This is a genomic window from Paenibacillus borealis, assembly GCF_000758665.1.
Lineage (GTDB): Bacteria > Bacillota > Bacilli > Paenibacillales > Paenibacillaceae > Paenibacillus_AQ > Paenibacillus_AQ borealis.
The window spans coordinates 2,558,825-2,584,629 of sequence record NZ_CP009285.1 but is presented as its reverse complement, the minus strand read 5'-3'; the positions used below and the strand labels follow the sequence as shown (position 1 = coordinate 2,584,629).

24 protein-coding genes are annotated in these 25,805 nt (G+C 49.9%); 8 read left to right on the top strand and 16 right to left on the bottom strand.

What is annotated here, in order from left to right; translation table 11 throughout:
• The first annotated feature begins 45 nt into the window (after window positions 1-45).
• Entirely contained in the window at window positions 46-771 is a 726-nt protein-coding gene (locus tag PBOR_RS10710) for a molybdenum cofactor biosynthesis protein (protein WP_042211661.1), read from the top strand.
• A 66-nt stretch (window positions 772-837) separates the two neighbouring features.
• Window positions 838-1,878, top strand: a complete 1,041-nt coding sequence (locus PBOR_RS10705; RefSeq protein ID WP_039300202.1) for an HD-GYP domain-containing protein — start codon at window positions 838-840, stop codon at window positions 1,876-1,878.
• A 130-nt stretch (window positions 1,879-2,008) separates the two neighbouring features.
• On the opposite strand, the gene PBOR_RS10700 is transcribed toward PBOR_RS10705, so the two are convergent.
• Window positions 2,009-3,874: a beta-glucoside-specific PTS transporter subunit IIABC gene (locus PBOR_RS10700; protein WP_245648125.1), complete on the bottom strand. Its 1,866-nt coding sequence runs from the start codon at window positions 3,872-3,874 to the stop codon at window positions 2,009-2,011.
• Window positions 3,875-3,930: 56 nt separating this feature from the next.
• On the opposite strand from PBOR_RS10700, the gene PBOR_RS36930 reads away from it, so the two are divergent.
• Window positions 3,931-4,080, top strand: coding sequence for a hypothetical protein (locus PBOR_RS36930; RefSeq protein WP_157764010.1), 150 nt, complete (start codon window positions 3,931-3,933; stop codon window positions 4,078-4,080).
• Between the two features lie 16 nt (window positions 4,081-4,096).
• On the opposite strand, the gene licT is transcribed toward PBOR_RS36930, so the two are convergent.
• The gene (licT, locus tag PBOR_RS10695; RefSeq protein ID WP_042211660.1) at window positions 4,097-4,945 is read right to left on the bottom strand and encodes a BglG family transcription antiterminator LicT; all 849 of its coding nucleotides are present in this window, start codon (window positions 4,943-4,945) and stop codon (window positions 4,097-4,099) included.
• A gap of 237 nt (window positions 4,946-5,182) precedes the next feature.
• On the opposite strand from licT, the gene PBOR_RS10690 reads away from it, so the two are divergent.
• On the top strand, window positions 5,183-5,431 hold the full coding sequence (locus PBOR_RS10690) for a DUF7667 family protein (protein WP_042211659.1): 249 nt from the start codon (window positions 5,183-5,185) through the stop codon (window positions 5,429-5,431).
• Window positions 5,432-5,520: 89 nt separating this feature from the next.
• Here the strand turns inward: PBOR_RS10690 and PBOR_RS10685 are convergent, their stop codons facing one another.
• From PBOR_RS10685 to PBOR_RS10645, 9 genes are all read right to left on the bottom strand, one after another.
• Window positions 5,521-7,389 (bottom strand): ABC transporter ATP-binding protein, encoded by a 1,869-nt coding sequence (locus tag PBOR_RS10685; protein ID WP_081971990.1) that lies wholly within the window; start codon window positions 7,387-7,389, stop codon window positions 5,521-5,523.
• Window positions 7,386-9,155 carry an ABC transporter ATP-binding protein gene (locus PBOR_RS10680; RefSeq protein ID WP_042211658.1) on the bottom strand — a complete coding sequence of 590 codons (1,770 nt, stop codon included), beginning with the start codon at window positions 9,153-9,155 and terminating at the stop codon, window positions 7,386-7,388. Before PBOR_RS10680 ends, PBOR_RS10685 begins: the two co-directional genes overlap by 4 nt.
• Window positions 9,156-9,907: 752 nt before the next feature.
• The gene (locus PBOR_RS10675; RefSeq protein ID WP_042211657.1) at window positions 9,908-10,456 is read right to left on the bottom strand and encodes a dihydrofolate reductase family protein; all 549 of its coding nucleotides are present in this window, start codon (window positions 10,454-10,456) and stop codon (window positions 9,908-9,910) included.
• A gap of 185 nt (window positions 10,457-10,641) precedes the next feature.
• A complete protein-coding gene (gene sufB / locus PBOR_RS10670) occupies window positions 10,642-12,039 on the bottom strand; it encodes a Fe-S cluster assembly protein SufB (RefSeq protein ID WP_042211656.1) in 1,398 nt (465 codons plus the stop codon).
• Window positions 12,040-12,058: 19 nt separating this feature from the next.
• Window positions 12,059-12,496, bottom strand: coding sequence for a Fe-S cluster assembly sulfur transfer protein SufU (gene sufU / locus PBOR_RS10665; protein ID WP_042211655.1), 438 nt, complete (start codon window positions 12,494-12,496; stop codon window positions 12,059-12,061).
• Window positions 12,483-13,709, bottom strand: a complete 1,227-nt coding sequence (locus PBOR_RS10660; RefSeq protein WP_042211654.1) for a cysteine desulfurase — start codon at window positions 13,707-13,709, stop codon at window positions 12,483-12,485. Before PBOR_RS10660 ends, sufU begins: the two co-directional genes overlap by 14 nt.
• The gene (sufD, locus tag PBOR_RS10655; RefSeq protein ID WP_042211653.1) at window positions 13,706-15,007 is read right to left on the bottom strand and encodes a Fe-S cluster assembly protein SufD; all 1,302 of its coding nucleotides are present in this window, start codon (window positions 15,005-15,007) and stop codon (window positions 13,706-13,708) included. The genes PBOR_RS10660 and sufD overlap by 4 nt, the downstream gene beginning before the upstream one ends.
• Before the next feature lie 25 nt (window positions 15,008-15,032).
• Complete coding sequence (gene sufC, locus PBOR_RS10650; protein ID WP_042135273.1) at window positions 15,033-15,815, bottom strand: Fe-S cluster assembly ATPase SufC; 783 nt, start codon at window positions 15,813-15,815, stop codon at window positions 15,033-15,035.
• A gap of 229 nt (window positions 15,816-16,044) precedes the next feature.
• Window positions 16,045-17,085 carry a nitroreductase family protein gene (locus tag PBOR_RS10645; RefSeq protein ID WP_042211652.1) on the bottom strand — a complete coding sequence of 347 codons (1,041 nt, stop codon included), beginning with the start codon at window positions 17,083-17,085 and terminating at the stop codon, window positions 16,045-16,047.
• Between the two features lie 341 nt (window positions 17,086-17,426).
• Here PBOR_RS10645 and PBOR_RS10640 point away from each other — a divergent pair, with 341 nt between their 5' ends.
• Window positions 17,427-17,786 carry a MarR family transcriptional regulator gene (locus tag PBOR_RS10640; RefSeq protein WP_342671108.1) on the top strand — a complete coding sequence of 120 codons (360 nt, stop codon included), beginning with the start codon at window positions 17,427-17,429 and terminating at the stop codon, window positions 17,784-17,786.
• Window positions 17,787-18,188: 402 nt separating this feature from the next.
• Here the strand turns inward: PBOR_RS10640 and PBOR_RS10635 are convergent, their stop codons facing one another.
• Together PBOR_RS10635 and PBOR_RS10630 are read right to left on the bottom strand one after the other, a co-directional pair.
• Entirely contained in the window at window positions 18,189-18,650 is a 462-nt protein-coding gene (locus tag PBOR_RS10635) for a Dps family protein (protein WP_042211650.1), read from the bottom strand.
• A gap of 287 nt (window positions 18,651-18,937) precedes the next feature.
• A complete protein-coding gene (locus PBOR_RS10630) occupies window positions 18,938-19,240 on the bottom strand; it encodes a YunC family protein (RefSeq protein WP_039307501.1) in 303 nt (100 codons plus the stop codon).
• A gap of 213 nt (window positions 19,241-19,453) precedes the next feature.
• Here PBOR_RS10630 and PBOR_RS10625 point away from each other — a divergent pair, with 213 nt between their 5' ends.
• Complete coding sequence (locus tag PBOR_RS10625) at window positions 19,454-19,978, top strand: hypothetical protein (RefSeq protein WP_042211649.1); 525 nt, start codon at window positions 19,454-19,456, stop codon at window positions 19,976-19,978.
• Between the two features lie 85 nt (window positions 19,979-20,063).
• Here the strand turns inward: PBOR_RS10625 and PBOR_RS10620 are convergent, their stop codons facing one another.
• Window positions 20,064-20,441 (bottom strand): DUF423 domain-containing protein, encoded by a 378-nt coding sequence (locus PBOR_RS10620; RefSeq protein WP_042211648.1) that lies wholly within the window; start codon window positions 20,439-20,441, stop codon window positions 20,064-20,066.
• A gap of 164 nt (window positions 20,442-20,605) precedes the next feature.
• Between PBOR_RS10620 and PBOR_RS10615 the strand changes: the two genes are divergently transcribed.
• Window positions 20,606-21,067 (top strand): hypothetical protein, encoded by a 462-nt coding sequence (locus tag PBOR_RS10615; protein ID WP_052429422.1) that lies wholly within the window; start codon window positions 20,606-20,608, stop codon window positions 21,065-21,067.
• A 95-nt stretch (window positions 21,068-21,162) separates the two neighbouring features.
• Here the strand turns inward: PBOR_RS10615 and PBOR_RS10610 are convergent, their stop codons facing one another.
• Window positions 21,163-23,820 (bottom strand): copper amine oxidase N-terminal domain-containing protein, encoded by a 2,658-nt coding sequence (locus PBOR_RS10610; RefSeq protein ID WP_052429421.1) that lies wholly within the window; start codon window positions 23,818-23,820, stop codon window positions 21,163-21,165.
• A gap of 231 nt (window positions 23,821-24,051) precedes the next feature.
• Complete coding sequence (locus PBOR_RS10605) at window positions 24,052-24,966, bottom strand: DUF8580 domain-containing lipoprotein (RefSeq protein ID WP_042211647.1); 915 nt, start codon at window positions 24,964-24,966, stop codon at window positions 24,052-24,054.
• Window positions 24,967-25,155: 189 nt separating this feature from the next.
• Here PBOR_RS10605 and PBOR_RS10600 point away from each other — a divergent pair, with 189 nt between their 5' ends.
• Window positions 25,156-25,794 (top strand): methyltransferase domain-containing protein, encoded by a 639-nt coding sequence (locus PBOR_RS10600; protein ID WP_042219217.1) that lies wholly within the window; start codon window positions 25,156-25,158, stop codon window positions 25,792-25,794.
• Window positions 25,795-25,805 lie beyond the last annotated feature (11 nt).

Here is a 25,805-nt window from a genome sequence, read left to right as displayed (position 1 = left end):
CATTATAAGCTGTCCTAACTTATGTAATTACGAGGTGATTAAATCATGCATGTGTCCATTCGACTGTTTGCGGGTCTGGCCGAAGTCATCGGCTCCTCTACTCTGACATTTCATGCCCATGAGTCGCCTTTGACAGCCGGCAAACTGAAAGAACTGCTCTCCGCTTCGTATCCCGATGCTGCTCCGCAGATCAAAGTATCCCTGGTTGCCGTTGACCGGGAATATGCCCCGGATGATACAGAGATTGCCGAAAGCTCCGAGGTGGCATTGATCCCGCCCGTGTCCGGCGGAGAACCTGAAGCTGCCGCTGGCGAGACAGCAGACGGCCTGTTCAGCATTACGGCTCATCCCTTGAAGGCTGAGCTGCTCCTGGAGAAGGTGCAGGATGTTAACCACGGAGCCTCACTCCTCTTTGTCGGCACGACCAGGGAGATGACTGGAGATCAGCAGACAACCTCCCTTCATTATGAAGCTTACGTGCCCATGGCACTGAAGAAGCTGCAGGAGATAGGCCTCGAGATTCAAGAACGCTGGCAGGCTCACTGCGCAATTGCACACCGGATCGGACTCGTAGGAATCAAAGAAGCCAGTGTTGTCATTGCCGTGTCCGCACCGCATCGCGATACCTGTTATGAGGCCAGCCGTTACGCCATTGAGGCGCTTAAAGTCTCAGTCCCCGTATGGAAAAAGGATATCCGGGATTCAGGCTCACAGTGGCTCGGGAAAGATCCCCAGGCTGAAGAATCCTCCAGCTATAAACAGTACTCCTAAACCATTGAATATTCCCGACTTTGTTGCTATGCTGGAAAAAATCGCTATAGTAAGGTGGCATATTCATTGAGAGTACACGTCATGGATCTAAAGCCGGGTGATCATCTGCGGATGGATACCTTCAGCTCACGCGGGCTGCATGTACTCCCCAAAGGATCACGGCTCCAGTTGGAGGAGATCGCCAAGCTGATACAGCATGGCGTAGATTATGTAGATATTGAAACGGTGCAGGAAGAACCCGCACCCTCAAGCAGATCCTCAATCATCCAGGCTGCTTCCGGCAGCTTCGACATCATGATCGATGGTTTTGAATCTCTATATATGGAAGCACTCACTAAGGGAAGCTTCAATCAGTCCGTTGTAGACGATATTCTCCAGCCGACGCTATCCACGCTCGACAAACACAAAGATGTCGTCTCACTCCTTCTGCTGCTTGACCGGGAAGACAATTATACCTACAACCATTCCCTGCAGGTAGGGATGCTATCTTATTATATTGCCTCCTGGCTGGGATATTCCAAGGCGGAGTGTTATGAGATCGGCCGTGCAGGATACCTGATCGATATCGGCAAATGCCGGATCTCCCCTGATATTCTGAACAAACCCGGCAAGCTGACCGCTGCCGAATTCGACGAAATCAAACTACATACGGTTTACGGGCACGAAATCATTCAGAATTCCATGAATGATCCTTTCACAGCTTTAGTCGCCTTGCAGCATCATGAACGTGAAGACGGCTCCGGCTATCCGCACCAGCTTACCAAGAACGATATTCATCCTTATGCCCAGATTGCAGCGGTCGCCGATATATACAGCGCCATGACCTCCCACCGGGTCTACCAGTCCAAGCAGGAGCTGATTTCCGTACTGCGCGAGATCAACTCGCTCAGCTTCGGCAAGCTGAACGGCAAACCGGTACAAGCCTTCATTCAGCATCTGATGCCTAATTTTATCGGCAAACGCGTATTGCTCAGCACCGGAGATATGGGTGTAATCATTATGAACAATCCGCTGGATGTCTTCCGGCCGCTCGTGCAGAGCGAAGGCAAATTCCTTGATCTGTCGCGCGAACGCAAAATTGCGGTCGTGGAGATCTATATGGAATAGCTGGTTGCATATAATTTTTTCAAAAAAAAGGAGATTGCTGAACCTGAAACGGTTCAGCGAATCTCCTTTTCTTGTAACACATTTCTGGTAACGGTCATACATCGTGTTCAGCATAAACCGCAGCCGGTTTCTAGTGTATTAGGGTTAGCAAAGATTCGCCGTTTGTTACTTCGGTTCCGGTATTCTTCAGAACATCGAGGTATTCTGCCGAGTTGGTAACAATGACAGGTGTCGCCGTTACAAAGCCTGCAGCACGGATGGCTTCCAGGTCAAATTCCAGCATTAGCTGACCCTGTACGACCTTATCTCCCTCTTGTACCTTTTTGTCAAAATGTTTACCTTTCAGCTTCACCGTGTTGACTCCAACGTGGATCAGCAGCTCCGCACCGCCGTCCGAAGTAATGCCAATGGCATGTCCTGTCGGGAATACCGTGGTTACCGTTCCGTTCACCGGAGAAGTCAGTCTGCCGGAAGCCGGCTCAATTACAATGCCTTTACCCATTGCGCCGGAAGCAAAAGCTTCATCGGGCAGACTCTCGAGCGGCTGCAATGCTCCTGCCAGAGGACTTACCACCATTTCTTTGTCAATCATCGTTGGTGTGATTGTGTTAACCGGTCCGCTTGTGTTCACAGAAGCAGCACTTTCGGCAGCCGGGTCATCAAACCCAAGTACAAATACCAGAATAGCAGCCAGTACAAATGCTGCAAGTATCCCGATGATTACCCAGATGAATCCTGTTCCGAAATAAGTCGGCAGTGCCAGCAGCCCCGGTAATGAGAAAGACAGTGCTCTTGCGCCGCCTTGTGCGATAATTGCCCCACCGATAGCCCCGGAGATACAAGCGTAGATGAACGGCTTCTTCAGCTTCAAGGTAACCCCGTAAATTGTTGGTTCAGTAATACCGAAGATGGCCGCCAGTGTAGAAGAACCGGCGAGAGCCTTGAGCTGCGGGTTTCTTGATTTCAGGAATACGCCGAAGACTGCACCTGCCTGAGACAGTACCGCCGCACACAGAATTGGCAGCATCGTATCATACCCCAGCGTAGCAATATTGCTTAGCATAATCGGTACAAAACCCCAATGTACGCCGAAGATCACGAATACCTGCCAGAATGCCCCGGCAATAGCCCCGGCAACCAACGGACTAAGATTGTACAGCCAGGTATAACCGGAAGCCAGCCCGTCACTGATTAGTGAACCTACAGGTCCGAAGGCCAGGAACGTGAGCGGAATTACGATTAAGAGCGCGAACATGGGAACCAGAATATTTCTGACCGACTCATGAATGAACGAACGGAACCATTTCTCCACATAGGATTGTACCCATACCGCCAGAATGATCGGAATTACACTGGAGGAATAATTGATCAGCACAATCTTGATCCCCAGGAAGTTCAGCGGGTCTGTCGAACCGACAGCAGCAATTACTGAAGGGTATATCAGCGCCCCGGCTACTGCTATGGAGACAAATTGATTGGCTTTAAATTTACGCGCCGCTGTAACTGCCAGGAACACAGGCAGGAAGTAGAACACGCTGTCCGACGCTGCATTGAGAATCAGATAAGTTCCGCTGGTGCCGCTGATCCATTCCAGCGAGAGAATCAAAGCCAGCAGGCCCTTAAGAATCCCTGCACCGGCGAGCGCCCCGAGAATCGGAGAGAAAATGCTTGAAATAATATCAACAGCTTTGCCCAGTACACCGGTACTTTCGGAGCTTTCGTCATTACCGTTTTTCTCAGCATCCTGCAAAGACGTTTCCTTCATAATCTGCTCAAACACCTGGCTGACATTGTTGCCGATGACGACCTGGAACTGGCCGCTGTTCTCCACCACGGTAATGACCCCCGGCGTTTTTTCAAGCGCTGCTTTATTGGCCTTGCTGTTATCCTTCAATTTGAATCTGAGGCGCGTTGCACAATGAAATACGGAATTCACATTATCTTCTCCGCCAACGAGGGTAATAATCTGTTTGGATAAGTCTTTGTTGTTACTCACTTTGATTTGCTCCTTTATCCTTCTGTATTTGAACAACATCGCTGCAGAGGCGGATTGTGCCAGCAAGTACTAATATTCCCCTCTGCAAACAAGAAAAACCTGAACTCAAGGCAAAAATGGGCGCTAAACACGCTGATTTTGCCATCAGTTCAGGTTTTGCCTGCATTACCAGTTACACCCTGTCCGCTGAAATTATGAAGTTATAGGGTTGCTAAGTATGTGTTATTCCAGGCTGTTGCGATCCGTCACACGCTGTATATGAATCGTCAGATATACATATTCATCCTTGCTCAAGCTCTGTCCATGGGATTTCTCCAAGTACTCATTGATTTTGCTTGCGCATTCGAAGGCTCTGACATAAGTCTGCTTCACCTGGTTGTACAGAAACTCCTCGCCGCTGTTACTGGTCTCCTTCTTCAGGATCCGCATGGAGAAATACTGCAGATGCGTCAGGAACCGTGAATAATTAAGCGAAGTTTCATCGAGCACCACCTTGTAATGATAGGTAACGATATTCAGGATATTCTGGACGATCTCCGTCATCTTGACGGTTGATCTCATCTCATTTCCGCCATCCATTCTGGCATTCACCAGATGCAGAGCAATAAACCCCGCTTCATCTTCACCAAGTGCAAGGCCTGTTGCCTGCTCGATGATCTTGAGGGCATCCAGCCCGATCTCATATTCCTTCTTATAGAAACGTTTGATTTCGAACAGCATCGCATTCTTCAGCATGATACCCTTTTCGAAACGCTGCAGCGCAAAATGGATATGATCGGTCAGTGTCAGATACAGATTATCACTCAGCTCCGTGCCCAGCACCCCGTTTGCATACATCACGATCTCATTGGCCAGCTCCAGATGCACCACTGGAATATCGTTCAGCAGCTCCGTCAGCCGTGCCGTGAATTCATTCTCATTGAGCAGGAAAATCTTGTCCACCTTAGCCGGATCCACATAATCCCCTGCCACCTTGTTGAAGGAAATCCCTCTGCCCATGACAATGACTTCCTTGCCTTTCTGGTTCTTGGTCAGAAGTACATTGTTGTTCAGCACCTTCTCGATAATCATCAATATTCACCCCCCGCCACATAGTTTGTACAAAAAAAGCCTAAGTTGATCCCAATATCATTAAGAAAATGATACTCGCATCAGCTTAGGCATTGCCCGCGTTACCGGTCACAATCCTGTATTACTGTTATTGTAGCATAAAAAAAAGCGATTTCAAGAACTTTATTTTTCCCCGGTTTGAATCCGGGCCTCCAGGGCTAGGCTGTAAGCAAACGGTCATTTGGAGGAGGTTAATTTATGCTTGCAGTTCATCAGCGCCTTGCGGAGCTGTACACCCTTAGTCTGAAGCGGCCGCTGGCGGCAGCGGAACGTGATGAGCAGCAGCACTGCCTGCATGTCAATGCGGTATACTGCTGGGAAATGGCCCGCTTGAATAATGAAGCCATGCTGGCGGCACATACAGAAGACTCGGCGTGGCAGCAGGAGATCAGTGCACAGATGCTGGAGGTCAGAGTAACCGGCAGAGCCGGCAAACGGCAGAGTTAAGTCTGCTGAAGCAAGGCCGTTCCAAGCCTGGATAACAAAGCAGCAGCCTTTCCCCTAAGTCAGGGATCAGCTGCTGCTTCTGCTGTAACTTATAAGAAGCGGAACTGCGCTTCAATTAATCCGTTATAGATGCCGTCGCGCTTAGTAAGCTCGGCGTGGTTGCCTTCTTCCTTAATCTCGCCGTGATCCAGCACCACAATCTTATCCGCATGGCGGATGGTGGAAAGCCGGTGGGCTACGATGAACGAGGTCCGGCCCTGCAGCAGCAGCTTCAGCGCTTCCTGGATCTTGATCTCCGTCTCCGTATCGATACTGGCTGTGGCTTCATCCAGAATCAGAATCCGGGGATCAGCCAGCAGCGCCCGGGCGAAGGACAGCAGCTGACGCTGACCCATGGACAGTGCGCTGCCGCGCTCCTCGACTTCGGTCTCATAGCCGCCCGGCAGCTTCATAATGAAGTCATGGGCATCTACCGCCTTGGCGACCTCCTCGATCTCTTCATCGGTCGCAGTCAGCCGTCCGAAGCGGATGTTGTCCCGGATCGTTCCCGAGAAGATGAAGGTATCCTGGAGCACGATCCCGATCTGCTCCCGCAGACTCTGCAGGGTTACATCACGGATATCCCTGCCGTCAATCGTGATGTCGCCGCTCTTGATGTCATAGAACCGGCCGATGAGATTGATGATGGTACTCTTACCGGAGCCGGTATGGCCTACGAGGGCAATCGATTGGCCGGCTTTCACATCGAGATTAATGCCTTTGAGCGCGGCTCGGCCTTTTTCATATTCAAATACTACCTTGTTAAAGTGAATGTCTCCCTGAATCTTGGAGAGCGGCGTTGCTCCGGGCTTATCCTGAACCGCAGGCTGCTCATCGAGATACTCGAAGATCCGCTCTGAGGAAGCCATTGCGACCAGCAGCTGATTGTACATCTGGCCTAGGCGGTTGATCGGGTCCCAGAAGTTACTGACGTAAGTACTGAAGGCCACCAGGAAACCAACGGTAAGCTCACCGGACTGGATCAGATAAGCCCCGAACCAGAAGAGGATCATCGTTCCGAAGCCTCCGGTGACTTCAATAATAGGACCGAACGCCTGGTTCATTGCCGAAGCCTTGTTCCAGGATTTCCGGCTGTCCATATTCATGGCATCGAAATAATGCATATTTTCTTCTTCCTGGGTATAAGCCTGGGTTACGCGAATTCCCTGAATCGACTCATTCAGATGGGAGTTGATCCGCGAATTCTTCATCCGCACATCCTGCCAGGCAATCCGTATTCTCTGCCGCAGCTTGGTGGAGATCAGGAACATAACCGGTACAGTAATCATTACCGCAAGTCCCAGCTTCCAGTTGATCAGCAGCAGAATGACCATAATGCCGACCAGCTGCACGCAGTCGATCATCAGGTTGACGACCCCGTTCGTGAACAAATCCTGCAGCGAGTTGATATCATTCGTCACCCGCACCAGTACCGATCCAGCCGGTCTTTTGTCAAAGAAGTTGAAGGAGAGCTTCTGAATATGGCGGAAAAGATCCGAGCGCAGATCATAGATGACCCGTTGCCCGATCACATTCGTATATTTAATCCGGTACACGCCGGCGATCCACTGGATCAGATATAGCACAATAACACTGGCCGTCAGCGTATATAGCAGCGTAAGACTTGAGTTCCCGTCCTCGGGAGCAATTGCCTTATCAATCGCCATACTGGTCAGGAACGGAACCGTCAGCTTCGTCACTGTACCCAGAATCATCATTACCGCGACAAGCGGCAGCATCTGCCTCGCATACGGCTTCATGTAACCGAACAGGCGGGTGAACTGCTTCCAGTCAAAAGCCTTGTCTATAACGTCATCATCCTTATAGACGAAACGCTCCTCCAAAGTCTGTTCCTCTGCCTTGCTGTTATCATTCTCTAGTGCCGCACTTGCGGTCTGCTTGGATGGTTCAAGATTCATGCCGGATCACCTGCCCCTAGTTCATTATCTCTGGCCAAATAATCGGCATATTGAATCCGGTATACATCCTGGTAAGGCCCGGGAACCTCAATCAGTTCCTTATGCGTACCTTGCTGCACCATCTTCCCTTCATTCATCACAATAATCTGGTCGGCATGGCGCAGAGAGGAAATCCGGTGGGCAATGATCAAGGTTGTCCGTCCGCGCATAACCTCCTGGAATCCTGCCTGAATCTCATGTTCAGTCTCCATATCGACCGCACTGGTCGCATCATCCAGAATAAGAATCCGCGGGTTCTTCAGCAGTGCGCGGGCAATGGCAATCCGCTGCTTTTGTCCGCCGGAGAGACCCATCCCGCGTTCACCTACCACCGTATCATAACCCTCCGGCATCTCCATAATGAACTCATGCGCCTTCGCCAGCTCGGCGGCACGGATGATATCATCCATGCTGACATTTTTGAGACCATAGGAGATATTATTGCGGATGGAGGAGGAGAACAGGAACGTCTCCTGGAACACCGTCGAAATCTGTGCCCGCAGACTGCGGACCTGGAATTCACGGATATCCACCCCATCGAGCTTGATACTTCCTTGATTTACATCATAAGCGCGCATCATCAATTGGGTAATGGTCGACTTCCCTGAACCGGTTCCTCCCAGGAATCCGATAACTGCACCGGGATCAGCATGGAAATGAATATCCTTGACTGCCGGCATCTTGTTCCCGTAAGCAAAAGTGACATGATCGAAATCCACTTCGCCTTTCACTTCGGACGGTACAAGCTCAAGTGCATTCTCTTTATCCTTCACATCAATCTGCTGATTAAGGACTTGAAGCACACGTTCTCCGGATGCCTTGGACTGGGTATAGTTGTTGATTTGGAAGCCAAGGCCCCATACCGGACCGATTATATACCAGATCAGGCTGAAGAAAGCGACGAGTTCTCCAAGCGACATATGCTTGTTAATGACCAGTGTACCGCCAACCCCCAGCAATATCGCTACACTGACCGAAGCCAACAGCTCCATCACCGGGAAGAATTTACTCCATAGCTCGGCGGCAAAAATCTGATTTTCCTTATAACGTTCATTACGGTGTGAGAACTTCTCAACTTCGTAAGCCTCTCTGGCAAACGATTTGACTGTTCTCACCCCGGTGACATTCTCCTGTACAGCCGTTGTCAGGGAGCTTAAAGCCAGACGCATCTCCTGAAAGGCCGGGTGAATCTTGGATTCGAATCTGAGTGCAACTACAGCCAGGAACGGCATAGTGATCAGAGTAACCAGCGTAAGCTGCCAGTTGATTGTGAACATCATGATGGAACCGAACAGAACCATGAAAAATACATTCAGCAATTGGGCAAATCCGAAGCCGATGAACATCCGGATCGCTTCCAAATCCCCGGTCAGCCGGGACATCAGGTCACCTGTCTTCGCCGTATCATAATAACGGAAGGACAGGAATTGCAGCTTCTCATAGCAGGCATTGCGCAGCCGGTAGGCCAAGAAATTACCCAGCCGTCCACCGAAGAATCCATGCGCAAACTGCAGGCACGCCTTAACAATAATTACAGCAAGCACACTAAGAGCGAGTACGGGCACCTCAGTAAACTTTAGGGGAACAATAACATCATCAATCAATCTCCTTAACAAATTGGGGGTAATAAGCCCCACTGCAGTTGCGGCCGCCAAACATACAATCGACAGAATCAAATAGTGCAGTTTCTCCCGATAAAAGCCCCGCAGTTGCCTGAGAACATCCATATCTCTCCTCCTTAAAGCTTTACGAAGTAAAGCTACTTCGTAAGCATGGTCTTAGCTTTACGAAGTAAAGCTACTTCGTAAGCATGGTCTTATCCGCTAAACCTCACATCTTAAGCTACCTTTTATATGCGCTTTCAATTTAGGGACTTTAAGCAGTTTATCACCCATGATTTAATGCGGCAAAGGGGAGAAATGAGCATTTTCCTTGTTTTTTCGGAAAAAACAGGGCTTAAGCAGGTAGTAAAGCCCTCCCATAGCTTTAATTCCTCCCATTTCCTCGTAAATACTGCTCAATTAAGATATAGCAAGATTCAACCCTGCGAAACTGCTTTTAAGCCGTCCGTTAAAAGGAATATTATGTATTTTTATTACAAAAGCGCCTCCGCAAGAATTTTACGGAACCCGCCATGCCTATCTCCCCTTAACGCGGACTGAAATTCCGCTAATCGGGCAATTCAGGAGAATCCGTCCGACAAACGGACTCAGATTCCCTTATTTGGCCGCTTCCCCCTACTTTCAGACCGGAAAATACGATATAACGGAATCTCAGTCCGTTTCAGTGCCAATATGGGCTTTTTTGAAGAAATAAGCGCCTCTCAGTCCACCTCACCTTTACTACGCACAAAAAAACGCAAGCAGCAGAACATACAGCTATGCCCGGTGCTTACGCTTATTCGCTAAGTCTATCCGCTAACCCAATTAGCAAAACTCATTCAAAATCTCTTTTTACGCGATTTGCCTGAACATTAATCCTAATTCTTAACCGGACCGTAGCTGGCCACAACCACGCCCGAGGAGAATCTCCGGGTATCTGTCAAATGTAGTCCCTGTTCCTTAAGTCCTTCACCAAAGAGACGTTTGCCGGTGCCAAGCAGCACCGGGAATACCATCAGGCGGAATTCATCCACAAGACCCAGGCTGATCAGGCTCTGGACCAGCGTACAGCTGCCGAATACCAGAATATCCCGGCCCGGCTGCTGCTTAAGCTTACTAATCTCCTCCAGCAGGTTGTCCTTAATGAGACTTGAATTGTTCCATGTTACTTCGGAGAGCGTTGTGGAGACGACATGCTTGGCATAACCGTTCATCATCCCGCCGTAATCCCCGGTCTGCTCCAGCATATTGGGCCAGGCAGCGGCAAATGCCTCATACGTCACACGGCCCAGCAGCAGAGCATCAGCGTCCTTCAATTCTCCGAATTTGTATTTCTCCTGTTCTTCACTTCCATAGGCGAAAGTCCACTGCGGATTCTCCATTACTCCATCCAGCGTCATAAACTCTGATACGACCAATTTTCTCATCGGGGCCTCCTTAAGACCGGAAAGATATAATTTACACGGTTGCTCCTGTGTCCACTACATTATTTCACATTGTATAATTCCCCATACCCCATAAAAATGCCCACAGATCTTAGACAATATTGCGTCAAGAATCTGTGGGCACGTACTGGATATTGCTTGGTTATAATCGAAGATCGAAGCTCCTGTTAACCGATGGAGCCTTCCATCTCGAATTTGATCAATCTGTTCATCTCAACCGCATATTCCATCGGCAGTTCTTTGGTGAACGGTTCGATGAAGCCCATAACGATCATCTGCGTAGCTTCGGCTTCCGTCAGGCCGCGGCTCTGGAGATAGAACAGCTGCTCTTCCGAAACCTTGGATACGGTAGCTTCATGCTCAAGCACGATGTTATCGTTCATGATTTCATTATAAGGAATCGTGTCCGAGGTGGACTGGTTATCCATAATGAGCGTGTCGCATTTGATATTGGATTTCGCGCCTTCTGCCTGACGGCCGAAGGAAGCGAGTCCGCGGTAAGTTACCTTCCCGCCGTGCTTGCTGATCGACTTGGAGACGATCGTGGAAGTAGTGTCCGGTGCCAGATGAATCATCTTGGCGCCTGCATCCTGGTGCTGGCCTTTGCCTGCTACCGCGATCGACAATACCGAACCTTTGGCTCCGCGGCCCTTAAGCACAACTGCCGGATATTTCATTGTCAGCTTGGAACCGATGTTGCCGTCTACCCATTCCATGGTAGCATTCTCTTCGGCAACCGCACGTTTGGTTACCAGGTTATAGATATTCGGTGCCCAGTTCTGAATGGTTGTGTAACGCACACGCGCATTCTTCATGCACAGGATTTCAACGACTGCACTATGCAGGGAGTTGGTGCTATAGATCGGAGCCGTACAGCCCTCAACATAATGCACGAAGCTGTCTTCATCCGCAAGAATCAGGGTCCGCTCGAATTGTCCCATGTTCTCGGAGTTGATACGGAAGTACGCCTGCAAAGGCACTTCACATTTCACGCCTTTCGGAACATAGATGAAACTGCCGCCCGACCAGACTGCGCTGTTGAGCGCGGCGAACTTGTTGTCTGCCGGAGGAATGATGGTGCCGAAGAACTTCTTGAACAGCTCGGGGTGGTCACGCAGTGCAGAATCTGTATCTGTGAAGATTACCCCTTGATCCTCAAGGTTCTTCTGCATGCTGTGGTATACAACCTCAGATTCATACTGTGCCGAGACGCCGGCAAGGAATTTCTGCTCCGCTTCAGGAATACCCAGCTTATCGAAGGTTTCCTTAATCTCGGAAGGCACTTCTTCCCAAGTCTTGCCCTGCTTCTCCGAAGGTCTTACATAATATTGAATGTCCTCGAAATCCAGATCGTCCATATTGCCGCCCCAAGTAGGCATTGGCATCTTGCGGAACTGCTCCAGTGCTTTCAGACGGAATTTAAGCATCCATTCCGGTTCATTCTTAATTGCGGAGATTTCCCGGACAATTTCTTCCGTGAGCCCTTTACCAGACTGGAATATCGACTTATGCTCGTCACGGAATCCATACTGGTACTCTTCCATATCAGGCGCTTTCTTAGCCATGGTGTCAGCCTCCTTGTTTCTAATGTTGTTGATGATTCTCTTCCGTATCTATGCCTTTGCGAAGCGCGTTCCATGCCAGTGTGGCACATTTGATCCGCGCCGGAAATTTATTAACACCGGACAGGGCTTCAATATCTTCGTAGTCTCCGAAATCTGCTTCTTCACCCTTCATCAGAGAGGAGAAGCTGTCCGCCAGCTCAAGCGCATGCGCTACAGTCTGGCCTTTGACCGCTTCCGTCATCATCGAAGCCGACGACATGCTGATTGAACAGCCTTCGCCGCTATAACGGGCGTCCTTGACGACGCCGTCCTCTACCTTAAGCTGAAGCGTAATGCGGTCGCCGCAGGTAGGATTGTTCAGCTCAATCTTGAGTGCATCATCTTCGAATGAACCACGGTTCCGGGGATTTTTGTAATGATCCATAATTACGCGTCTATATAAGTCATCCAAGTTCATAGGCGAAATACTCCTTTGCCTTGATTAAGGCTTGAACCAGCGAATCTACATCCTGTTCCGTATTGTACAGGTAGAAGCTGGCCCGGGCTGTTGAGCTGACCTCCAGCCAGCGCATCAGCGGCTGGCAGCAATGATGTCCGGCGCGGACAGCAATGCCCTCCGCATCCAGCACCGTAGCTACGTCATGCGGATGGACATCGCCAAGGTTGAAGGTGACTACTCCCACCTGGCGGTTCCGGGGGCCGTAGATCGTCAGATCACTGATCTCTGACAGCCGCTCCTCCGCATAAGCGGCAAGCTGCATCTCATGACGGTGAATATTATCCAGTCCGACCTCCTGCAGGAAATCAATCGCGGCTCCCAGTCCAACGGCACCCGCAATAATCGGTGTCCCGCCTTCGAACTTCCAGGGCAGCTCTTTCCAGGTCGATTCGTAGAGACCTACATCATCAATCATTTCGCCGCCAAATTCGACAGGCTCCATAGCTTCCAGCAAAGCCTTCTTGCCGTATAGCGCACCGATTCCGGTAGGCGCCAGCATCTTGTGACCGGACAGCGCATAGAAGTCACAGTCCAGATCCTGCACATCCACCTTCATATGCGGCGTGCTCTGTGCTCCATCCACCACGATTACGGCACCGTTGCGGTGGGCAATTGCTGCAAGCTCTTTGATAGGATGGGTAATCCCCATAACATTGGATACATACGCGATAGCTACGATCTTGGTCTGAGCCGTAATCGTCTTCTCGGCATCCTCCAGTGTCACTGTACCATCCTTCTGCAAAGGAAGGAATTTCAGGGTTGCCCCTGTCTTCTTGGCCAGCTGCTGCCAGGGAATGAAATTGCTGTGATGCTCCATCTGGGTAATTACGATCTCATCGCCCTCTTGCAGGACGGAAGGTCCATAAGATGAAGCTACAATATTAAGTGCACTTGTAGTACCGCGTGTGAAAATAATTTCCTTGGTGCTGCGGGCATTAATGAACTTAGCCAGCTTCTCGCGGGCGCCTTCGTAAGCATCAGTTGCCCGGCTGCCCAGTGTGTGCACCCCGCGGTGAACATTGGCGTTATCCCATTCATAATAAGACTTGACCGCCTCAATGACCTGGCGCGGCTTCTGTGAAGTTGCCGCGCTGTCCAGGTACACTAGCGGGTGTCCGTTAATATTCTGATTCAATATAGGAAATTGCTCCCGGATTGAGCTGCTAATCATTGGCCTAACTTCCTTTCCACAAGAGATTGGAGCTGATTGCGCAGTCCCTCCAGTGGAATTTGCGACACAACAGGAGCCAGGAAGCCGTATATGATCAGTGTTTCTGCGTCATGCCGCGTAATTCCCCGGGACATCAGGTAATAGACTTGCTCGTAATTGACCTGTCCTACGGAAGCGGCATGGCCTGCAGTTACATCATCTTCATCTATAAGGAGGATCGGGTTGGCGTCGCCGCGTGCTTTGGGGCTCAGCATCAGAACCTTCTCGGTCTGCTGCCCGTCCGCTCTTGTGGCACCTTTCTCGATCTTCGTAATTCCGTTAATAATGGAAGTGGCCGAATCCCGCATCACTGCACGGGTAATCATATCACTCGGAGTGTTTCTGCCAAAATGCTGGGCCTGCGTAGTGTAGCTCAGCTTCTGCGAACCGGTACCTACAGCAATTACCTTGGCATCCGAGCTTGATCCGTTACCCTTCAGCACAGACTTGGTGTCGCTGGCGGTATCACCATAGTTCATCTCGCCGATGATCCATTCAATTGTACCGTCATTCTCCACTACCGCACGGCGGTAAGTCACATCTGTGGTATCCTGTCCAAGCTGATGCACCGTGGCATAGCGTACAGTAGCACCTGCGCCTACAAACACCTCAACCGCCCCGTTATGCAGGCCCGCTTCGGATTTATCGGATACATAATTATCCACGTAGGTTAATGAACTATTAGTATCAGCAACAATCAGAATATGCGGGACAAAAGCAGCCTCGGCGTCATCTGTTAACAGCACCGCCTGCAGCGGAGTTTCAATGATGACATTCTTAGGAACATAGAGGAATACCCCGCCGTTCCACAGCGCTGCATGCAGTGCCGCGATGGAATGCTCTTCAGGCAATACTGCCTTATGCAGATAACGCTGCACCAGATCTCCATGCTCTCTGACTGCTGTCTGCAGATCGGTGAATATCACGCCTTGCGCAGCCAGCTCAGGAGCCAGACGGGCATATACGGCTCCCGAATTGCGCTGAATGATCAGGCTGCCTTCCTCCTGATCCTTGATCAGTGCGGTGATCGAAGCAGGCGCTTCGCTAAGGGATGTGAAAGCCTGGCTTGCCTTGTACTCTCCGTAGTTGTTAATGTTCCAGCGGTCAATCCGTGTCTTCTCCAGCTTCGGCAGGGCAAGCTCAGCGGCAAGCTCCAGTGCCTTCAAGCGGCTGTCCTTCAGCCAGCCCGGTTCGCCGCTGCTCTGCGATAATTCGCCGAGCTTCTGGGCATCCACGGGAAGAATGGTTTGCGTCGTCATAAGTGGTTTCCTCCTTCCAGCGTTTCTAAGCTTCTTGTCCTACAGTTTCGTCTTCAATGCCGAGTTCTTCCTTAACCCATTCATAACCTTCTGCTTCCAGTCGTTCTGCAAGCTCAGGACCGCCGGACTTCACAATCCGTCCCTGCATCATGACATGCACGTAATCAGGTTTGATGTAGTTAAGCAAACGCTGATAGTGAGTGATGACCAGGAATCCGCGTTCCGGACTGCGCATGGAGTTCACACCATCGGCAACAATTTTGAGTGCATCAATATCAAGGCCGGAGTCGATTTCGTCAAGAATGACGATCTTAGGATCCAGCATCATCATTTGGAGAATTTCGTTACGTTTCTTCTCACCGCCGGAGAAGCCTTCGTTCAGGTAGCGGTGCAGGAACTCAGGATTCATATCCAGTTCCTTCATCTTCGCTTCCATCAGCCGGATGAAACGGATCAGGGAAATCTCGCTGCCCTCTTCACGCCGGGAATTGATTGCACTGCGCAGGAAGTCGGAGTTGGTTACCCCGCTGATCTCGCTCGGATACTGCATAGCCAGGAACAACCCGGCACGGGCGCGTTCATCAACTGCCATCTCCAGCAGATCTTCACCTTCAAGCACGGCTGTGCCTTCTGTAACCACATACTTCGGATGACCCATCAGGGCTGAGGCCAAAGTACTTTTACCAGTACCGTTCGGTCCCATGATGGCGTGAATTTCTCCGCCTTTCATTTGAAGGTTGATACCCTTCAGAATTTCTTTTCCTTCAATCGTCGCTTTCAGTCCCTCAATGACAAAATCTGCTGCCATAATTATTATTCCCTCCATTGATCGATTTGCGAAATCAGAAAGTTGTATTGTCACAGGATTTCCCTGATCACAAGCAATTAGATTTTATATCACATTGTAATTATTATAAATTGAATCACGGTGATTATCAATGATTCTCACTAATTTTATTACAAAGGTCCGATTTTTACAAATACCGACTTTAATTTTTAACACTCTGCGGCCTGGAACCACAGCTAAAAACCGGTAGTTATCGCCTGTGGTCATTCTCCCTGCTGAACTGTTCAAAAAACACTGGAGCAGACACGGAATCAGGGACTCTCTTGTCTCCTCCCAGTTCAAGCACAGCAACGATCCGCTCCCGGGGACGAATTCCAAATGACTTGCACTGCTTCGTGTCATAAATCCATTCCGGAATCAGGCGGCGAAGGTGCCACGGCTCCGACTTGGCCAGCAGCTGAAAGTTCTGGATCAGACAGCATACCGCTGCATAATCCTCATCCTGCTTGTGAGGATCCGATTGCTCCTTGGCCACGACCACAAGGAACGGTGTTGAAGCATCCTCTCCGGAGGATCGCAGTTTGATGGCGGCTTGATCACCCGTTACATAGATAAAACGCCAGGGTTCTCTCATCCCGTCATTTGGCGCCCATACAGCCTCATTCAGCAGTTTCAGGACGTTCTGCGGAGAAACTGTGTTGAACTCCGAATGCAGTTTGTCTTCCTCACCTATTATACTCCAACTCTCCTCTGCCGGCGTTCTTTTCCGGGCTCTCGGCGTTTTCTCAAAGTAGCCGATTTCCAGCATTCCGGCGAACCGTTCTCCTTCTCTTAAGCCAATTTTACTAAACAAAGACCCGTTGAAAAACATCGGATCCGTATACCATAGCATCCCTAGCCCTTGTTCCCAGCCCAGCAGCTGAACATTCTGCATAATGCTGCAGACTGCGGCGTAATTTTCGTCGCGCTGCCGCCGTGTTTCGGCGGATTCAGCAATGAAGATGATGTGGGCAGGAGTAGAATTAATTTGTTTTTTTAGAAATCCCGTCATTTTGGCAGGAAGGAGTTTTCCCAGATTGCTTTCCTTCACCCTGGCAATCATGCTCTCAGCCAGCGCTTCACGTGACTCCGGCGTGCCGAAGTACAGACAGCGCCAATGCGGCGTCCCTTCGGCTTCGTATAAACTTGCCGCCTCATTCAGCAGAGAAACGATCCCTTCCTGCTCGACCGGCCTTGTGCTGAATTTCCGGATGGTCCGCCGTTCTCTTATCGCTTGAGACACATTCTTCATCCTCATCCTCCCCGGAATATTGTTAACATTCAACAATTTAAAATTGTTTACTAGTAAACTATATTTCGCAGGAAGATAGCTGTCAAATTATTTATTGTAGGAGACAGTGAGCTTCAATCGTTAAGCGTTAGTTTACAAGTGAATAATTTGGGGGTAGGATAAAGATAATTTTGCATAACAGGGAGATGCCAAGCCTTATGAACTCACCCGAAGGACTTAAGCGGCTACTGTATGACCGTTTACTCCACTTAACGCATTTAAATGAACAGCTTTTTGCATCCGAACTCGATGCTTTCGCTGATCTCACCCGTCAGTATGGGCTGACTTTCACTTCAAACTCTATGACAACTATTCATGTCATTGATTGCATCGGCAACCACGAGCCCATTAACAGCACCTCGATTGCAGAAAAAATGAAGTTGTCCAAGGCGAGCATTACGAAAATCAGCGGCAAGCTCCTCCAGGAAGGCTGCATTAAGCGCAGCCGGATGAATGACAACAAGAAAGAAGTCTATTTCAGCCTTACGCCCAAAGGCAGGCAGCTCTTTGTCGTTCACGCCGAGATGCATCAAAGCCTTGAACAGAGCTTTATTCAGGGTTTGAACACATTCTCGGAGGCGGAGCTGCAGGCTTCACTGAAATTCATTCAAACGGTGATTGATCATAATGACAATATGATTAACATCGACGGGAGTTCCTAGTCTGTATCGCTTGCTGATGGTTTGCAGTGGCCCTATTTCGGTATATGCCTATGCTTAATTATACTTTGTACAATTAAAATGTCTGATTTCCAGCCGATTATCCGTTTAGTTGTATTTCGTACAATTAAACTGCCTTTGGACCTTGATTCTCGCCCATTCGGGCAGATTTAGTTGTACAGAATACAGTTATAAAATGCGGGCAGCCCTTTTCGCTGTTTTTAACTGCACAATATACAACTATTACTGAGTTTCCACTTGGAACTGAATACATTCATTGCTGCATTATTGAATGAACTCTCTACTTTAGTTCGTAGCATAAATAAAGCCTCCCGCATGGTATTATCCCAGGGGAGGCTTTGTTTATTCTTGTCCCAAACTTACACAGTAAAGATTACCCGGCTATCAGCCCAGGAAAGAGCGCAGCATCCATTGGTTCTTCTCAAGATCACTGCGGATCTTAATGAACAGGTCAGCCGTCGGCTGGTCGCTGACTTCTTCCGCCAATTCGATGCCCTCAGTCAATTCTTCCGCTACTGTCGCGAAATCCTCGATGAGTGTCTGCACCATGCCCCGGGTATCTTCCTTGCCGGTCGCTTCCTGAATGGTGGCAATTTCCAAATATTCTTTCATAGTCGCTGCCGGACTGCCTTTGATGCTCAGCAGGCGTTCGGCAACCTCGTCCATTTTGAGCGTGATATCATCATACAGTTCTTCAAACTTCACATGCAGGGAAAAGAACTGCTCGCCTTTCACATACCAGTGATAGTTATGCACTTTCACATATAGAACATTGAGGTTCGCTACCTGACGGTTAAGTACTTGTTCCAATGAAGCGGTATTTACTTTGTTTGATGCTTTAGCCATGAGTTGATCCCTTCCTTATCCATATATTTTGCCGGCTGCTTGTCCATCATCCGGCATGCAGTAGTCTATTCTCCATTTACCCTTCTGCCCGCAGGGCGAAACAAAGGAGGACACTTGACAAGCACCTTTTTCCCTGCCGCACCATGCAGCTCCGGTCCTAACCCGTAGGATGAGCCAAGATACCTTACCTTATGCTCCGGGACGTGTGAAACAACATATAAATTCTTATTTGCAGATTAAAAAGAGGGCCGCCGGCCCCCTGCTTACATATTATCCAACCAGCAGTCCTACACCATCAGAAGCAGGGCTTCCGCCCCGGTCATGCCCGGAACTATGCCAAGCTTCTCCGCTTCTATCGTAACGGATTCCAGCGGGGCAGCCAGCAGCTGCGGCAATGTGCGCACCCCTACTGCCCGTGCAGCAATAATCTGCCGGTCACTCAGCGTGTTATTGAGCAGTCCTATATCCAGCGCCCCGCACATGATATATCCCCGGCTTGTGCTGATGCTGAGCAGCGTAGTTTTGGGCAGCTTCACTTCAACCCCGACCAGGACATAATCGCCTACCTGTACAGGCTCCAATGTTACCATTTGCAGCACCTCCTATTTTCACGTTTCACGATCTAAGTTATGCGTCCTGCTCCACCCGCGTGTGGACGATGGTCCTAGTTCCTCTATAAATTATGGGGGTCGTAAGTCCTTAATTCTCTGCCGGAAGGTATATAAATTTCGTTTAATTAATGGTATAGTTTATATACTTTATAAATACTTAATGAATCGTTCAAACGATAAGCTGGGGGATTAATGGACAAGAAACTACAACACACCGACGGCAACTATTTATTCAATGTCGACATCCTGATTAATGCCCGCACTAACCCGCTTGCACTGCAATACTTACTTGAAATGTTGAACAACAGCGATAAAATCACAGATTTCAACATTAACTCCGGTCTGGAACTTGGAAGAACTATAGACACTCTGCTGCGGTCTGCCAAGTTGGCTCTAAAGAGCGATTCCTTTACTCCAGCTCCGGTTTCAGTGAAATTGCCGCAGAAGCCAGCGGACAAGCCTGCCGAAGGACCTCCCGTCAAGAACCCGCCAGTTGTGACACCGGCGGAAACACCGGCGGATGTGTTCGGCAAGATCAGGCAATATATTCAGAATAACCAGCTGGTCCGGCTGAGAGCGAACCGGCACGGCAAACAGGTGTCGATGCCCTGCCGTATTCTGAACTTTGATGAAGACGCTAACTCGCTAAGCGTATACCATGTTGACGAGAAACAGGTATACACCTTTAATCTCAATGAAATCGATGAATTCATCTAAGCAAGATCAAACAGGCACCCGCCCGGGATTCCGGGAACGGGTGCCTGTTTGCTCTTGCTTATAGAAATTACACGAACGCCGTTCCTTAATTCTTACGCGAGAATGCCTCCACGGCAAAGCAAATCCAGCCCGCAAGGAAGCACACGCCGCCAATAGGCGTAATCGCTCCAAGAATTTTGATCCCGGAGGTGCTGAGGATATACAGGCTGCCGGAGAACAGAATGATTCCCGCACCAATCAGCCGGCCCGCCCAGCGCAGCCGGACACTCTCTCCCCACTGGCCTGCTGTCAGGCCGATAAGAATCAGAGCCAGTGCATGAACCATATGATACTGGACGCCGGTCTCGTACACTTTCAGATACTCTTCGCTAATCACGGTCTTCAGCATATGTGCGCCGAACGCTCCGATTCCCACGGACAGCATAGCCAGCACAGCTCCCCAGCCTACCAATCTTCGTTGCATGGATATACAGCTCCTTCGTCTCTTGAACTCCTCCTATCTTAACGTATACGCACAGCTGATTTCCAGCAGCGGGATTTGCCGATACTTCTGCTGGAATACTTGCTTTTAGAGCCAGCTTATGGAAAAGTGATAGTATCAATCTTTTATCCCAAGGAGTGCAGCCCATGGACTATAATCCTCCACCCAAACCTGACACCGAAACCGCCCGGCCCGCAGAATGGGGCTCATCAGAACAGCCAATACCTGCTGATCCGGATTACTTGTATCAGGAGAACAAACGCGACTTCAAGCACTCAGGCCCCGGCATCGCTTCTTTCGTCATCGCTCTGTTTACGCTGGTCTGCTATGCAATTGCGTTTGTGTATGTTGGTGCACAGGCTTCTTCCATCATGAATGAGAATAATCAACTGATTGCTGATTCAGCAGAAGCGATTATGTATCTGGGCTTGTCCGTGCTGATCCTTGCTGCAGTGAATGTCATCGGAGCAGTCACCGGCATTATCGGGCTTACGCTCCGCAGACGCCGTAAGGTATTCGCAGTCCTCGGGACCATCATTAACGCCGTTATCCTGCTGGTGTTCATGCTGCTGATTTCCACTGTTCTGGTAAATGCAGGCGCTGTCTAAGCAGGCCGTAATGGCTCACAAACCAAACACAGCACATCCCCTGTAACTGGAGACGTGCTGTGTTTTTTGCATTTTTTACAGCTTAGCAATGGCAGTTATAGCTCAAACTCCTCGCTTGAATCTGAAAGCCCCCCGTTCTGCACACCATAATTATTGGCTACGGCAAGAACATACACCTTGTATTTAGTCCCACGGGCAATTGAATTTCCGTTCACATCCCGGGCTGCAGCCGTAACTGTCGGATTCGTTCCGTTTGGAACAACCGCCTTATACTGTGAAGCCGGCACCCCGAGTGCATCCGCCGTACCAAACCCTTGCTTGGCAGGGACTACATATACCCGGTATTCCAGGATATTAGACTCATTCGCTGATTTGTTGAAACTGGTCAGAAGGTTGCCATTGTCCACACTATACGTTACATTCGTCACGGAGACGACCGGGGTTTTGCCGGCCAGGGTAATCACAGACGATTCTCCGGACAAGACATTCGGACCTGAATAATTCGCAATTCCGACGGACAACACATACACTTTATAGCTGACTCCATCTTTGATTGTAGTACCGCGCACATCTCTGGCTGAGGAGTCCAGCACTTGGCTCGTGCTATTGCCGGAGGTACCCGCTGAAATATAAGTGGAGACATTGTTCGCGTCAGACAAGCTGAAGCTGCTGTAATAGGATGTCGGCACCACCATAATCCGGTACTCTCGGATGTAGGTTTCGTCCGCAGCATGAGTGAAGGATACCTTCAGATCACGGCCGTCACCATAGTCGGCAACATCACTGACACTGAGTCCGGAAACTGCGCTCACACTGGAAGTATTCAATAACGTAATTACCGATGAAGCTGACGAGAGTACACCTGACCCCGCGTAACTTCCGCTTCCAACAGATAATACATACACCCGGTAACTGATCTCATTCTTAAGTACATTCCCGCGCACGTCTCTGGTAGAGGAAGATAATACCTGGCTGGTCGTAGAGCCCGATGTACCAATTGAAGTGTAATTCGCACTTGATACATTATTCGCGTCAGACAAGCTGAAGCTGCTGTAGTAGGAAGTAGGCACCACCATAATCCGGTACTGGCTGACATAGGTCTCGTCTGAGGCATGGGTGAATGATACCCTCAGATCGCGGCCATCCCCGTTGTCGTTAACGTCGCTCACACTCAGGTTAGTCACAGCACTCATGCTGAAATCATTCCACAGCGTAATCTCAGCTGATGCAGGCGAAAGTATATTGGCCCCCGCATTAACCCCGCTTCCGACAGATACAATATACACTTTGTAATTGGTTCCATTCTTCAGCAGCGCCCCGCGCACATCTCTGGTGGAGGAAGTTAATACCTGGCTGGTAGTGGAGCCCGATGTACTTACTGCTGTATAATTTGCGCTTGAGACATTATTTGCGTCAGACAGGCTGAAGCTGCTGTAGTAATAAGTAGGCACCACTAGAATCCGGTACTGGCTGATATAAGTTTCGTCAGCGGCATGTGTGAATGACACCTTCAGGTCACGGCCGTCATTATAGTCGTTAACATCAGTGACATTCAGGCTAGAAATCCCTATGCTGGACAGGGTAACCGGCGACGAAGCCGCTGAAAGCACATTATTAGCTGTATTGCTGCTGTCAACAGCCATGGCAAATACCCTGTAGCTTACTCCTGTCTGAATAAGTGCTCCATCTGTGTCCCTGGCCCCTGAGGTAAGCGTCTGGGTGAGGTTGGCACCGGTCTTGGTGACTTGTGTGTAATAGGCACTGACAACCGAGTTTGCTTTGGCCAGGTTAAAGGCTGAATAGTTAGCCGCTTTGACCACGAATATCCGGTAGGAGCTTACCTTACTCTCATCTGCCAGCTTGTTGAAGCTGACGAACAGATCCCGCCCGTCACCGTAATCGTTATTATCGGTTACCTGTACATTGCTTAATACTGCTGCAATATTATTAGTCAAAGTAATCGTGGAAGAACCCCCGGAAAGAGCGCTGATGTTACTTCCTTTGCCTACCGTCAGGACATAAGCCATATACCCCTGACTGCTTTTGATTAACTCTCCATCTGCTGTTCTCGAAGCAGCTGTCAATTTGACCACAGGATTTGCGCCTGTCACCATGACTGAAGAATAATTAGATGCGGGTACCGCGAGTGCGGACGACAGATTAAACGAGTTGCCTGCTTTAACGATCAGAACGCGGTAATGGTCCACCAGGGACTCATTTAACACCCGGTTGAAGTTGATCTGCAGGTCGCGTCCGTCACCGAAGTCACTGATATCCTGTGCGGTTACGCCGGATACCGGAGCTGTGTTAACGCCGGCCGGCACCGGGGTGGTTATCGTCACAACTTTGGTGGTCTGATTCCAGCCCACCTCCCGGCCCAGCGCCTCGCTTACGAAACGCGTCGGAACCATAGTTCGGCCCTTCAAATTCTGACCGGGCACATCAAGACTTACAGACTGATTATTAATCGTAGCCGTCTTGGAGCCGATTTTCAATATAACCGTTGTATCCTCCTGGACCGCCGTTACGGTCTGTGTCTTCTGATCCCACTTGATAGCTGCATTAAAGGCTTCAAAGATTGCACGCAGCGGTACCATCGTTCGTCCGTTCACCATGACTGGCGGCTGATCCGTAGACAACTGGACTCCGTCAATAATAATTCGGATCGGTGTGACTGCTGCCTTAGCCGGGGATTGAAAGATTAACGGAAATACCAGCAACCCCACTACAATAGAAATCCATAACTTCTTCACGAACTCATCCTCCCAGATAGGAAAAAAATCTCAACTATTTCTACCTCTTTGACGTAGCTTAGGCGGTAAAAGTTTCTCATAAACCGGTTACAATTAAATAACATTTTTGATATTGAATCCTGCTGTATATAAGCGGAAACGGCAAAGGCTGCACCAGGAGCATACCACAAGGGTAACACTCTCGTTGCAGCCTTCGTTACAGCCGGCGGAGCAGCAGATCTGCACCGCGTTTTACTGATTAACCAGTGAATCCAGTGAAGCATACACATGAGGCCCGAAGCCTTCCGAGGCTTCCCTCTGCGGAATATTCAGCTTGATGAGATAGCCTTGGCCGTCCACTTCCTTCACTACAATCTGGCGGGTCAGGCCGGAGCCCATTGCGGTAAGATACAAGCGGATACCGGACATCCGCCGCTCCTGCTCTTCCCGGCTAAGCGCCGTAACCTTGCCTGTAGCCGCAAGCTCAGTCCGCCCTTCCTGCTCCAGAGCATCCAGCTTGAAACCGGAAGGAAGCCTGGTAATTTCGGCGTAATATCCCGGGTCCACCTTCATCGCCAGCTTGCCGCTGGCCGCGTCGAAGCTGAAGATATCGAATACATACAGGGAGTACCCGTCTCCTGCGGCAAGCGCCGCAGTCTTCTCTTCCTCCACCCCCTCCAGTGTCAGCTTGAAGGTCTGCGTATCCGGGAGCGCACTGGCCGCAGGTGATGCACTCCCGCCGCCCTCTGCCTTGGACAGGCTGGACAACACACGCTGGACCGCGGTCACATCGCTTCCGACTACTTTTTCCACATATGCAAAAACAACGGCATCATCCATTTCAAGCAGATCCGGCGCATCCTCTGTGCCAACACCCAGCTCAAATGCTGTTGGTCCTTCTTCAGTCTCAATCTCTACGGAATGATTATCAATCTGTCCGATATACACACCTGATCCCTGAATAATCTGTGCTTCCGCTGCGGTGGAAGGAGTTGGCGGGAGAGCAGGACTGGGGATTGGCGTAGCTGTACTCACCACAGGTGCAGGTGACGGGCTCGCTGACGGTTCTCCGGGTGCTTCGGTCGGATGATTCCCGCCGCAGGCGGATAACACCAGCATTAGTACAGCTGCTGCTGCGATAGCTGGTAGTGAACGTTGTGGTCTCATGGCGTTACCTCCTCTATATCTTACGGTAAGGTCTGAGCCTGCTGCTTAAGCTTACCTTAGTAACGATTACCCCAAAGGCCGGGGTGCATAAACTTGGCGGAGGGGGCTGGGCATCCGCCGTACGCATTGAACCGCAGACTTAATACAATGGTGAAGAGCCTTATTCAGCACCTTGAAGGAGTGATTTCCTTGAGAATCGATATCGGCTGCGGTCCCGGCAAAGAATCAGGTTATCTGGGAATCGACCGTAGGCCATACCCCGGGGTGGATATTGTCTGTGATATTTGCGAGGGTATTCCCCTGCCTGATAATACCGCTGAATTCGTGATGGCCAGCCGGGTAATGCCCTATGTAAACGATTTGTTTGCAGCATTGTCCGAGATTCACAGAATCAGCACGCACAAAGCTGTTGTCTGTATTCTCTCACCCTATGCCCATAGTTTTGCGCATATCTCCAATCCTATGTTCAAACAGAAGTTTGACGAATATACCCCCCGTTATCTGACCGGCCGTTTTTTCCAGCCTTCCCTAGGCCCAATCTCGCCTGAGGTTAAGGATTACCCGGCTCCTGCGCCGCCGTTCGACTTCAGACTGCTGCGGATGGAGCTGTTCTATCAATATCCTTTTGACGACTCGCTCTATGAGACGGAGGAACTGGAAGTACTCAAGACGCTGCAGTCCAACGTCATCCATGAAATTATGTATCATTTTGCCGTGATTAAACAGGAGATCAGCCGGGAAGAGCTGGAGGCCATGAGTAGAAAAGCCTATCCTGAACCGCGAGCACTGCTCGAACGCCGGTTGCGGTCACAGAATAGACAAGATTAATGAAATCCTCC